The organism is Tamilnaduibacter salinus (assembly GCF_003096655.1).
Taxonomy (GTDB): Bacteria; Pseudomonadota; Gammaproteobacteria; order Pseudomonadales; family Oleiphilaceae; genus Tamilnaduibacter; species Tamilnaduibacter salinus.
In genome coordinates this window covers 192,686-204,684 of record NZ_QEKQ01000006.1, presented here as the reverse complement: position 1 = coordinate 204,684, position 11,999 = coordinate 192,686, and the positions used below count along the sequence as shown (strand labels likewise).

At 60.4% G+C, this 11,999-nt stretch carries 10 protein-coding genes; 3 read left to right on the top strand and 7 right to left on the bottom strand.

Features of this window, described 5'->3' with window-relative positions; translation table 11 throughout:
• Positions 1–115: 115 nt before the first annotated feature.
• Positions 116–559, top strand: a complete 444-nt coding sequence (locus C8D92_RS10615) for a hypothetical protein (RefSeq protein WP_095610160.1) — start codon at positions 116–118, stop codon at positions 557–559.
• 149 nt (positions 560–708) lie between these two features.
• Here the strand turns inward: C8D92_RS10615 and C8D92_RS10610 are convergent, their stop codons facing one another.
• The 6 genes from C8D92_RS10610 to C8D92_RS10585 all read right to left on the bottom strand — a co-directional run bounded on the left by C8D92_RS10610 (position 709) and on the right by C8D92_RS10585 (position 6,755).
• Positions 709–1,410 carry an ABC transporter ATP-binding protein gene (locus tag C8D92_RS10610; protein ID WP_095610161.1) on the bottom strand — a complete coding sequence of 234 codons (702 nt, stop codon included), beginning with the start codon at positions 1,408–1,410 and terminating at the stop codon, positions 709–711.
• A 9-nt stretch (positions 1,411–1,419) separates the two neighbouring features.
• The gene (gene livG, locus C8D92_RS10605; RefSeq protein ID WP_095610162.1) at positions 1,420–2,175 is read right to left on the bottom strand and encodes a high-affinity branched-chain amino acid ABC transporter ATP-binding protein LivG; all 756 of its coding nucleotides are present in this window, start codon (positions 2,173–2,175) and stop codon (positions 1,420–1,422) included.
• A 4-nt stretch (positions 2,176–2,179) separates the two neighbouring features.
• Positions 2,180–3,451, bottom strand: coding sequence for a high-affinity branched-chain amino acid ABC transporter permease LivM (gene livM / locus C8D92_RS10600; protein ID WP_095610163.1), 1,272 nt, complete (start codon positions 3,449–3,451; stop codon positions 2,180–2,182).
• A complete protein-coding gene (livH, locus tag C8D92_RS10595) occupies positions 3,451–4,374 on the bottom strand; it encodes a high-affinity branched-chain amino acid ABC transporter permease LivH (protein ID WP_095610164.1) in 924 nt (307 codons plus the stop codon). The genes livM and livH overlap by 1 nt, the downstream gene beginning before the upstream one ends.
• 136 nt (positions 4,375–4,510) lie before the next feature.
• On the bottom strand, positions 4,511–5,632 hold the full coding sequence (locus C8D92_RS10590) for a branched-chain amino acid ABC transporter substrate-binding protein (protein WP_423837080.1): 1,122 nt from the start codon (positions 5,630–5,632) through the stop codon (positions 4,511–4,513).
• A gap of 139 nt (positions 5,633–5,771) precedes the next feature.
• Positions 5,772–6,755 carry a tetratricopeptide repeat protein gene (locus tag C8D92_RS10585; protein ID WP_095610165.1) on the bottom strand — a complete coding sequence of 328 codons (984 nt, stop codon included), beginning with the start codon at positions 6,753–6,755 and terminating at the stop codon, positions 5,772–5,774.
• A gap of 346 nt (positions 6,756–7,101) precedes the next feature.
• Here C8D92_RS10585 and C8D92_RS10580 point away from each other — a divergent pair, with 346 nt between their 5' ends.
• Together C8D92_RS10580 and C8D92_RS10575 are read left to right on the top strand one after the other, a co-directional pair.
• Positions 7,102–7,614, top strand: a complete 513-nt coding sequence (locus C8D92_RS10580; RefSeq protein WP_095610171.1) for a MarR family winged helix-turn-helix transcriptional regulator — start codon at positions 7,102–7,104, stop codon at positions 7,612–7,614.
• 125 nt (positions 7,615–7,739) lie between these two features.
• Entirely contained in the window at positions 7,740–9,308 is a 1,569-nt protein-coding gene (locus C8D92_RS10575) for a methyl-accepting chemotaxis protein (RefSeq protein WP_116919341.1), read from the top strand.
• A 152-nt stretch (positions 9,309–9,460) separates the two neighbouring features.
• Here C8D92_RS10575 and lon read toward each other — a convergent pair whose 3' ends face one another.
• Positions 9,461–11,890 (bottom strand): endopeptidase La, encoded by a 2,430-nt coding sequence (gene lon, locus C8D92_RS10570; protein ID WP_423837078.1) that lies wholly within the window; start codon positions 11,888–11,890, stop codon positions 9,461–9,463.
• Between the last annotated feature and the right edge of the window lie 109 nt (positions 11,891–11,999).

Sequence of the window (11,999 nt, the reverse complement as noted above, 5' to 3'; positions counted from 1 at the left end):
CTTTGTCTGGCAGACCAGTTGGTTGCGTGGCACCCTCATTGTAATCCCCCGATCTCTCCGGTATATTTCCGCTCGCCATTGACGGCAAACCCACTGACTTACGGAGAGAGTTACTGTGAAAAAAGGACTGATTGTTTCCAGCCTGTTGCTGGCGGGCGCACTGACCGGTTGCAGCTCACTGAACACGAGTTCCAACCCCATGCCGCTGGCAGGGAACGTCCAAACCGATATCAATGCTGACATTGAGGTTGGCGAGAAGATTTCGGGTTCCTCTTCTGCAACGAAGATCCTCTTCTTCACCATGAGCTCCGACAGCGAGTACGCTGACGGCGTTGTTTATGGTGCGCCGAACGGGAACGGGGGTGGCTCACTGCTGCCGTTCAACCTGGACCCGACCGCTTCCGTGAAATCCGCTGCTGCGTACAACGCCATTGAAGCCTCTGGTGCCGATGTGATCGTTGCGCCGCAGTACACGGTCAAAAAGAAGGACTTCGGTGTCTACGGAACCATCGACGTAACGGTCGAAGGTTACAAAGGCACGATCAACAGCATCGAGTGATTCGTTCACTGGCTGTTTAGCCCGCTCGGGGGCGTCGGTAACGCCCGGCAGACCCCGACGGACGAAAATACCCGCGATCAGAGTCTCATGAAGGCGTCTGATTGCGGGTATTTTTGGTTTGGGGGTCGATAATGTGAGCGGCCGTAGTCTCAGCCGCCCAGATAGGCCTGCTGGACTTCTTCGTTATCGAGCAGGTTCGCGCCGGTGTCTTCCAGTCGGATGCGACCGGTTTCCAGCACATAGCCCCGATCGGCCAGCTTGAGGGCCTGCTTGGCGTTCTGTTCCACCAGGAACACGGTAATGCCCTCGTCCCGGAGTGTTCGGATGATGTCGAAGATCTGGCCGATGATCAGTGGCGCCAGCCCAAGCGAGGGCTCGTCCAGGATCATCATCCGGGGTTTGGCCATCAGGGCGCGGCCGATGGCCAGCATCTGCTGCTCACCGCCGGACATGGTGCCGGCGCGCTGGTTCTTGCGTTCGGCCAGGCGCGGGAACAGCTCAAACACATGTTTCTGGTTCCGGCGGATCTCGTCCTTTGACGTGAAGAAGCCGCCCATGTGCAGATTTTCCTCCACGGTCAGCCCGGGGAATACCCGACGGCCTTCGGGAGCGATGGCAATGCCCGAGCGCATAATGTCCGAGGTCGGCTTGTGGGTGATGTCCTCGCCCTGAAACAGGACGCGGCCAGCGCTGGCCTGCGGGTCACCACAGATGGTCATCAGCAACGTCGTCTTACCGGCTCCGTTGGCGCCGATCAGCGAAACGATCTCACCCTCATTGACCTCGACTGAGACGCCATGAAGCGCTTCGATCTTGCCGTAGTGGGTGTGGATATTCTCAAGTGACAGCATGATCGGTCCTTATGCCTCGCCCAGATACGCTTTGATCACGTCATCGTTTTTCTGGATGTCTTCCGGCTTGCCGGATGCCAGAGGGCGGCCCTGATTGATGACGTTGATGCGGTCGGAAATGTCCATGACCAGGCTCATGTCGTGCTCGATCAGCACAATGGAGACGTTGTAGTCCTCCTTGAGGCTGATGATCAGCTCGTTGAGCTCGCGGGTCTCATTCGGGTTGAGCCCGGCGGCCGGTTCATCGAGCATCAGCAGCTCGGGTTCGGTCACCATGCACCGGGCAATCTCGAGGCGGCGTTGCTGCCCATAGGCCAGGTTGCCGGCTTCCCGATTGGCCAGCTCCAGCAGCCCGACCCGGTCGAGCCAGTAGGCCGCCCGATCCAGCGATTTCTGCTCCCGCTTACGATAGGACGGCGTATTGAGCAGCCCGGCGATCAGGTTGGTGTTCAGGTGACGGTGTTGGGCGACCAGCAGGTTTTCCACCACCGTCATGCGACTGAACAGCCGCACGTGCTGGAATGTCCGCACCAGCCCCATGCGGGAAATCTTGTGATCGGGTTTGCCCTGAATCTCCTGGCCCCGATACAGGATCTTGCCACCGGTGGGGCGGTAAAAGCCGCTCATGCAGTTGAATACGGTGGTCTTGCCCGCCCCGTTCGGACCGATGATCGAAACGATTTCGTGTTCCTGTACGTCCATGGACACCTGATCCACGGCCAGCAGACCGCCAAAGCGCATGGACAGATTCTGTACTTCCAGCATGTCCTTACTCCAGACGGTTCAGTTGCACATGGATGCGGCGCATCGGCAGCAGGCCCTGAGGCCGCCAGACCATCATCATGACCATGGCGGCGCCGAAGATCAGCATCCGGTACTCGGAGAACTCCCGGGCCAGTTCCGGCAGGATTGTCACGGCAATGGCCGCGAGAATCACGCCAATCTGCGAGCCCATGCCCCCAAGCACCACGATTGCCAGAATGATGGCCGACTCCAGGAAAACGAACGACTCCGGGCTGATGAAGCCCTGTTTGGAGGCGAAGATGGTGCCGGCAAACCCGGCGAAAAACGCACCGATCGTGAATGCAGAGAGCTTGACCGCCGTCCGGCTCAGACCTAGTGAGCGGGCGGCAATTTCGTCCTCGCGCAGCGCCTCCCAGGAGCGCCCCACCGGCATGCGGATCAGTCGTCGGATCACGACCAGTGTGAACACCGCGAGAACCAGCGTGATCAGGTACAGAAAAATGACTTTGTGTACGGACTCATAGGGCAGGTTGAATACCTCATGGAAGGACGCATTGCCTTCCTCTTTAACGCGGCGACCAAACTCCATTCCGAACAGCGTCGGATCGGGAATGCCGCCGATACCGTTGGGGCCACCGGTGATTGACGTCAGGTTGTTCAGGACAATGCGGATGATCTCGCCGAAGCCCAGCGTCACGATGGCCAGGTAATCCCCCCTCAGCCGCAGGACCGGGAAGCCCAGCACAAACCCGAAAAGGGCAGCCAGCAGAGCGCCCAGCGGCAGTGCCACCCAGAAGGAGACACCGAGATACTGGGACAGCAGTCCGAAGGTATAGGCACCGACCGCGTAGAAGGCCACGTAGCCCAGGTCCAGCAGCCCGGCCAGACCGACCACCACATTCAGGCCCAGCGCCAGAATCACGTAGATCAGGACCAGTGTGGCGAGGTCCACCGCGCCCCGGGAGGCCATGAACGGCCAGATCAATGCCAGCAGAACGATGATGGTCAGGGCGCCGCGCTCCAGCTTGAGGCGCTTGTTCTGCTCCATGGGTGGCCGGTTGGCAAGTGGGTTGAGGCCGACCAGCCGGGCCAGCGTGCCCATAATGGCGGGCCGGAACAACTGGAAGACAAAGACCGCTGCCACGGCCAGCAGGATGCCGGCAATGGTGCCCGCCTCGACCTGCTGCAGCTCGAGGGACAGGCCGGTAAACACCAGATCGAACCCGACGATCGGGTAGGAGATGATCAGGGTGATCATGGCGCAGAACAGGGCGTGTCCGAAATTACGTGCCACCATCAGATCTTCTCCACTTCCGGTTTGCCGAGCAGGCCGGTCGGGCGGAACAGCAGGATCAGGATCAACAGACTGAAGGACACGACGTCCTTGTATTCGCTACTGAGATAACCGGCGGTAAAGCTTTCGGCCACGCCCAGAATGAGTCCGCCGAGCATGGCGCCGGGGATACTGCCAATGCCGCCAAGTACGGCCGCCGTGAACGCCTTGAGGCCGGCGATGAACCCGAACAACGGGTCGATGGAGCCGTAGTACATGCCCAGCAGCAGGCCGGCAACCGCGGCCAGGGCCGCGCCGATAACGAAGGTCGCGGCGATGATCCGATTCGTGTCGATGCCCAGCAGGCTCGACATCTTCCGATCCTGCGAGACCGCACGGCATGCCCGGCCGGTCTTGGAACGGGAGATGAACAGCGAGAGGAGTGTCATGCAGACCAGCGTGGTGGCGAAGATGGTCAGCTGCATGTTGGAGATGGTGGTCTGGAAGCCTTCACTCGTTCCGAATGTGAAGCCGCCGTCGATCAGCGAGGGGAAACCGATGTTGCGTGACCCCTGGGCGAGGTGTACGTAGTTCTGCAGGAAAATCGACATGCCGATGGCGGAAATCAGCGGGATGAGGCGATGCTGGCCGCGTACCGGGCGATAGGCGACGCGCTCGACCGCCCACCCCATCGAGCTGGAGACAATCATCGCGCAGATCAGGGCCACCAGCAGTACCAGTGGTAGCCACACCGGGTTCAGTGCCGCCAGGCCGGTGATGACGATCAGTGATGTGTAGGCACCGATCATGTAGATCTCGCCGTGGGCAAAATTGATCATGCCGATGATCCCGTACACCATCGTGTAGCCGATGGCGATCAGGGCATAGGCACTCCCCACGGTCAGCCCGTTGATGAGCTGTTGAAGAAAGTAGAATTCGTCGAACATCGATCAGGCTCCGATAGGTGGGGATCCTTTCCCGTAACCTGGATTCAAAAAAACACCTTCCCTGTGACGGGAAGGTGTTCGGAGGACCGGCCGGGCCGGTCCCATCGCGCAACCATTACTGTCTGTTAATGGTGCGTTATTCTACCGGAGTTTTGCTGTTGTCTGAATGCCATTCGTACACGACGAAATCGAATGACTCCAGATCTCCCTTCTGATCGAAAGAGATGTCGCCGATTGGCGTGCCGAATGTGCCCTGACGCAGTGCCTCAGACACCTCGAACGGGTCCTCGGATTCCGCCTGGCGGATGCCCTCGGCAATCACTTCGACGGCTGCATAGGAGGTCAGGACGAACGGGCCGGACGGGTCCTCGCCCTTCTCTTCGAACGCCTTGACCAGCGCCTGGTTCTCTTCCTGCTCGTCAAAGCTCGGCGGCAGTGTCACGAGCAGGCCTTCAGCGGCTTCGCCGGCGATGTTGGTGATGCCCTCGTTGCCCACGCCTTCCGGACCCATAAACTGAGCGTCGAGGCCCGCCTGGTCTGCCTGACGCAGGATCAGGCCCAATTCCGGGTGATATCCGCCGTAGTAAACGAAGTCGACGTTGGCCTGCTTGAGCTTGGTGACCAGAGAGGAGAAGTCCTTCTGCCCGGCGGTGATGCCCTCGTACATGACGACATTGATGCCGGCGTCCTTAAGATTGTCACGGACCGCGCTGGCAATGCCCTCGCCGTACTGCTGCTTGTCATGCACAACCGCCACGCGGTCGGGCTTCTGGTCGATGATGTAGTCCGCCGCGGCCGGGCCCTGCATGCTGTCCAGGCCGATGGTGCGGAAGATCAGCTCATAGCCGCGCTCGGTAATGGCCGGGTTGGTGGCCGCCGGGGTGACGGCGAGGATGCCTTCGTCCTCATAGATGTCAGAGGCCGGCTGCATGGAGCTGGAACAGAGGTGGCCCACGACGAACCGGACACCCTCGTTGACCATGTTGTTGGCGACGGTGACAGCCTGCTTCGGGTCACAGGCGTCATCCTGCTCGACAGCAACGAGCTCTTCACCCATGACGCCGCCATTCGCGTTGATGCGTTCAATGGCCATTCGGGCGCCCGAGAACTGCATGTCGCCATACTGGGCCACCGGACCGGTGACCGGGCCGGCAATGCCGATGCGGATTTCTGCAGCGGCGGGACCAGCCGTCATCAGGGCAGCGGTCAGTCCCGCGCCCGCTGCCAGTTTGCTCATTGAAGTCTTCATGCTGGTGATTCCTGTCCTGAAGCGTTGATTTTTCTTCTGTACTGGCTGGCTCAAGAAGCCGCCAGCGATGCAACAAACAAACACCAGCGTCAAGCGATTGTCAAGAAAGCGGAGGCGTCGGTGCGCCCCCGGTCAGTCGGCCGAGGGGTCAGGGGGTGGGTGGCGGCGTTTCGCTGTTCTCGTCGTTCATGTCGTCTGGTTCGACGAGTAGCCGGAAGCCTTCGTATTCGCGAATCCGGTCAAAGCTGGGGTCAACGGACGCGTCGTCCTGATATGCCTCGGAGATATGAATTGCCGCGGCGAGTGTGTTGACGGCATCCTCCCACCGACCGATCTCCGCGTAGGCGCAGGCGAGCTGATAATGCGCGTGGCCGTTGTTCGGTGCAAGCTTGAGGGCTCGCTGGCAAAGGGAAATGGCCCAGAGCGGCTCGTTCAGTTCCAGAACGGCGTCGGCCTTGTAGCTCAGTGCCTCTATGTCGTCCGGGCGCAGGTCCAGAATCTTGTCATAGGCAAAGATCTTGTTCTGCTGCGAAGTCTCCTGGCTGGCTTTGAGCCACAGGGAGTGAACCTCATTGGTCCGCTCGATCTCCTCCTGGTTTTCCTTGATGATGTCCGATTTCTGCTGCAGCTGCTCCTCAATGAACTTCAGCCGGGTCTCGTACTCGGTCACCAGCTCGTTGACCCGTTTCTCGGCAAGGCTGGACAGCTGACTGCGCATATCGCGGATCGAGTTCCAGCCGATGACCACCAGAATGGATGTTGCGCCGGCAATCAGGTAGAAGAAGTAGGTGACCGTGTCCGTGGCGTAGGACATCGACTTGTCCGCCACGGACAGCTCCTTGTCCACGACCTTCTCGATCAGTTCCGCCCGCGTGTTGAGAATCTCTTTGCGCAGCGCCTTGGTTTCCTCCAGGAGGTACAGTTCCACGAAAGGGGTGTACATCGGTTCCTCAAGGTCCGGTAGCTCTTTGCGGACGTCCTGCGCGTCAGTGGGCGTTTCCTCCGGCAGCTTGTCCGATGAGGCAGTGGGACCATCGGGGGATGCCATGTCCTGTGCCAGCGCCGGCATGGTCAGGGTCAGCAACAGTAGAAGCGGCCGTAACAGTCGGCCAGTGGAGTACAGCCAGTTCATTATGTGTCCGTTGGTATCATGGTACGGAGGATGGGCGCAGCGGAGCCCTGCACTATTGGGGAGCAACGATAGCACAGAGTCACCCGTAAAGGCGTTGCCATGCTGGCCCGGGCCCCTGTGGAAAACCGTAACACGGCCCCCGGTAAATGGACGCGTTGGAGGAAAATGGTTACAGTGACGAGCCTGCCGTGAGGCCGCTGCCGTCGCGTTGCGACACTCGCACCCGCAAAGCCCCGCACCTGCAAAGACAAGAGGACGTGGACCCTGAATGAGTCGGACCATCCCCGAAATCGGCGAGGCACAGCATCGACGCTCAGCGTCCCAGACATCACCCGTGGATGCCACCATGGACAACTATGAACAGGTTCTGGTCGCGTTGCGCCGCGTCATCCGCGCCACCGATCTCCATTCCAAACGGCTCAGCAAGAATGCGGGCCTGACTGCACCTCAACTGCTCATCATGCGCACGATCCGTGATCTGGGGCAGGTCACGATTGGTACCATTGCCGATTATGTCAGCCTGAGTCAGGCCACGGTGACAACCATCCTCGATCGCCTTGAGCATCGCGGGCTTGTCTACCGTGTCCGCAGCACGGCCGACAAGCGCAAGGTTCACGCCCACCTCACCGAGCAAGGGGGCGCGTTGCTTTCGGGCGCCCCTCAACCGTTGCAGGAGGAGTTCATTCTCAAGTTCCAGAACCTGCAGCAATGGGAACAGAGCATGATCGTGGCCGCGCTGCAGCGGGTCGCGAACATGATGGACGCCGACGACATCGATGCCTCCCCGGTGCTGGATGTCGGCCCAATCAACCGAGAAGACGGCTGGAAAGGCTCGCCCGGTAAAAACTCCAGTAGCTGAGGGCGGGTGTTACGTCTTTCCGGCCTTTGTGGTCTACAGTTTTTGTCACAAAGGTCGATACCATGCCCAGATAGCGGGCAGGCGTGGCTTCGTCGACCAGGCCAGTGTGAGGGGACCCATCCGATATGCGAAAGAACTATCCCGTAACCCAGCGTGAGGTCAGCATGCGGGAGGGTGATCGGCTGATCACCAGTACCAACCCGAAAGGCGTCATCACGTACGTCAATGATGCATTTGTTGAGATCAGCGGCTTTTCGGAGGACGAACTGCTGGGGCAGGCCCACAACATCATCCGCCACCCTGACATGCCTCAGTCCGTGTTCAAACACATGTGGGACACGATCCAGGCGGGCAAGCCCTGGATGGGGGTGGTCAAGAACCGCTGCAAGAATGGTGACCACTACTGGGTCAGCGCCTATGTAACGCCGGTCTCCGAACGAGGCGAGCTGGTGGGGTTCGAGTCCGTCCGGACCTGTCCGACCCGCGGGCAGGTCGAGCGCGCCGAAAAGATGTACAAGCGACTCAGTGCGGGTAAGACCTATTCTCAGGAAGATGCCCATGTTGAGAGCGTCAGCTTTGCGGGGCTGCCGTTCCTGATATCGCTCATCGTATCGGGCCTCGGGCTGTGGCTGGGTGGTGGATGGGCCGCCGCCGGCGGTCTGGTGCTTGGCCACGTGGTGGGTCTGGGTGTCGCGAAGTACATGATCGAGCAGCGCATGGAAAGCTTCCTGCGGATGCGGTCCGACGCCTTTGCCGATCCCCTCATCGCCCGCATATACACCTCCCACAAAGGGCGCTCGGCTCAGCTGGCGATGCTGCTGATCAGCGAGCAGGCCCGGTTGCGCACAGCACTGGCAAGAATTGAAGACCAGGCAATGAGTCTGGCTGACAAGTCGACCGATGCCCACCACCTGATTCGCGAAGGTTCCGCCGAAATTCAACGTCAGCGCTCCGAGACGGATCAGGTCGCCTCGGCGATGAACGAGATGACCACGTCCATTCACGAAGTCTCTGAAAACGTTAACTTCAACGCCCGGGAATCGGAGGACGCGAACAGGCAGGCGAATGAGGGTAGCGAGCTGTCGCGTCAGGCTCTGGAATCGATTCAGCGCCTAGTTGAGCGTGTTCAGCAGATCGGTAACTCGGTTGAGGCTCTGGGCAAGTCCACAGAAAGCATTGGCGAGGCCACCAACCTGATCACGGAGATCGCGGACCAGACCAACCTGCTGGCGCTGAATGCGGCGATAGAGGCGGCGCGGGCCGGTGAGCAGGGGCGTGGCTTTGCCGTGGTGGCGGACGAAGTCCGCTCGCTGGCGTCCCGGACACAGGAATCGACCAAGCGGATTCACGACGTGATTGAGGACTTCCGCAATCAGGTGAACGATGTGCTCCAGTCGACCAGGGAAGGGGAGCAGGTCGCGACGGCCGGTCTCACGAAGGTTCAGGAGACGGAGTACTCGCTCGGCGAAATCGTTGATGCCATGGGGCGTATTACGGATCGTTTCCTTCAGGTCTCCGCCTCCGTCGAAGAGCAGAGCAAGGTGGCCGAAGACGTGAACAAACAGGTTGTTTCGATTGCCGAGCTTGCCGACAGCAGTGAGCAGAAAGCGCGTGGGGCGGATGAGGCCAGCGGCGAAATGAATCGGCTGTCCACCGGGCTGCATGATGTCGTCGCGCGGTTTATCGGAAAATAGCTCAAAAAAAAGCGCCCCGTTGCCGGGGCGCCAAAGGCTCTTCTCAGATGACAGGAATTCGACGCGAGTGCGATGAATTCGATAGCGTCATCCTAGCTCGTTGCCAGAGAGCCGGCCATACGGGCTTTCCACGATCAGCAGACTAAAGAACACTAATGCACGCTGGCGCCCTGTTTGGGCTGATGGGCAAAGCAGACGTTGTAGACGTCCTGATAGCGCTTCGCGAAGTGCACCTCCAGGCCTTCCCTCAGGTAGTCCGGTAGTTCCTCAAAATCACCCCGGTTGCCCTCCGGCAGCACCAGTGTGTTGATCCGCTGCCGACGGGCCGCAATGACTTTTTCCCGAATGCCGCCGACCGGCAGAACCTGCCCGGTCAGGGTGAGTTCGCCCGTCATGGCGACATTGGCGCGTGGTGTCTCTTTCCGGGCAATCGACAGCAGTGCGGTGGCCATCGTGATGCCGGCGCTGGGGCCGTCCTTCGGCGTGGCACCTTCCGGCACGTGCAGGTGCACAAAGGACTTGTCGAAGAATGTCGGATCGCCCTTGAAGCGCTTCAGGTTGGATGAGACATAGCTGTAGGCGATTTCCGCCGATTCCTTCATGACGTCCCCGAGCTGTCCGGTCAGGCGGAAGCCGCGTTGCGTGGAATGGATCCGGGAGGCCTCCACGTTGAGCGTCGCCCCGCCCATTGCCGTCCACGCCAGACCGGAAACGACACCGATGCCACTGAGTGATTTCTCTTTCCTGAACGCCGGTTGGCCAAGGTAGTCGCTCAGGTCGTTCACGCCCACTTTGATGGGGGTGTCCGGCGATTCGAGCAGCTTCACAATGCCCTTGCGAACGATCCGGTGCAGCTGCTTCTCCAGATTCCGGACGCCGGCCTCTCGGGCGTAGCCTTCAATGATCTGGCGCAGCGCCGCATCCGTGATGTTGAGCTGCTTCTTCAGCAAGCCGGAGCGCTTGAGCAGCCGGGGCAGCAGGTGGTGTTTGGCGATCACCACCTTCTCTTCAGTGATGTAGCCTGAGAGGCGGATCATATCCATCCGGTCCAGCAGGGGCCGGGGGATGGTGTCGAGCTGGTTGGCCGTGCAGATGAACAGCACCTTTGACAGGTCCAGGCGGGCGTCCAGGTAGTGATCGAGGAACTCCCGATTCTGCTCCGGGTCGAGTGTTTCGAGCAGGGCAGAGGCCGGGTCGCCCTGGAACGACGCCCCGATCTTGTCGATCTCGTCCAGCATGATGACCGGGTTGGACACCTCGCACTCCTTTAGCGCCTGAACGAGCTTGCCGGGCATGGCGCCGATATACGTACGCCGGTGGCCCTTGATCTCCGCCTCATCGCGCATGCCGCCCAGGCTGAATCGGTAGAACTGCCGACCCAGCGCGTCGGCCACTGAGCGCCCGATCGAGGTTTTACCGACACCGGGCGGGCCGACCAGCAGGATGATGGACCCCGAGATTTCCTGTCGGTAGGCGCCTTCGGCCAGGAACTCCACAATCCGGGATTTCACATCGTCGAGTCCATCGTGATCGCGGTCGAGTACCCGGCGTGCCTCGGCCAGATTGAAATGATCCTCTGAGTAGCGCCCCCAGGGAATCTGGGTCAGCCAGTCGAGATAATTCCGCGTAACGCCGTATTCCGGCGAGCCCTGTTCCAGAACTGACAGTTTCTGGATTTCATCATCGAACCGCTCCTGAATGTGTTCGGGCGGGGCGAGCTCTGCCATGCGTTCCTGGAAGCGCTCCACGTCGGCGGTCTTGTCGTCCTTGGCCATCCCCAGTTCGCGCTGGATGACCTTGAGCTGCTCCCTCAGGAAGAACTCGCGCTGGTGTTGCTGAACCTTCTCGTTGACCTCCTCATTGATCTCCGCCTGGAGACGGGCGACTTCCTGTTCCTTGCGCATCAGGGGCAGCACCTTCTCCATGCGCCGTAGCAGCGGCACGGTATTCAGCACATCCTGCAGGGCGTGACCCTCGGCACTGGTCATTGAGGCCCCGAAGTCAGCCAGCGGGGAGCTGTCATCCGGACCAAAGCGCGACAGATACTGCTTCACATCCTCCCCGTAGAGTGGGTTGCTCCGCAGCAGGTCCTTGATGGCGCTGATGATGCTGAGCGTATAGGCGCGCAGCTCGTCCGGCTCTTCGTCGGGCTCCTCGGGGTACTCGACTTCGACCAGAAACGGGGGCTTGCGCCGCAGCCACTGGGCGATCCGGAACCGTTGCAGCCCCTGGGCGATGAACTGGATTTTGCCGCCTTCCTCCTGCGCGTGATGGATGCGCACGGCGCAGCCCATTGTGGACAGCTCATCGCTGTCCGGCGCGTCTTCGTTGGGCTCGCCATCCACGAAGCAAAGGCCCAGAATGTAGTGGTCCGTCTCGCTGACACGTTTGATGGTCTCGTGCCACGGCGCCTGGTTGACGACAACCGCCTGGACCTGCGCCGGAAAAAAAGGACGGTTGTAGACGGGCAGCAGATAAATGCGGCGCGGCAGGGATTGCTGGGGGAGCGCCAGGCTGTGGCCACCACGATCCTCCCGGCCGATGTATTCCATGGTTTCGTCAGTCGCGTCGTCTGTCATCATGGGCTGTGTCCTGTCCGGGTCAATCGATCCATTACCAGTGACGTGTTCTGATGGATTTGACGGCAGCGGGTGGAATTTCAAGGTGGCGGTGGGTGAACCTTGAAATGCC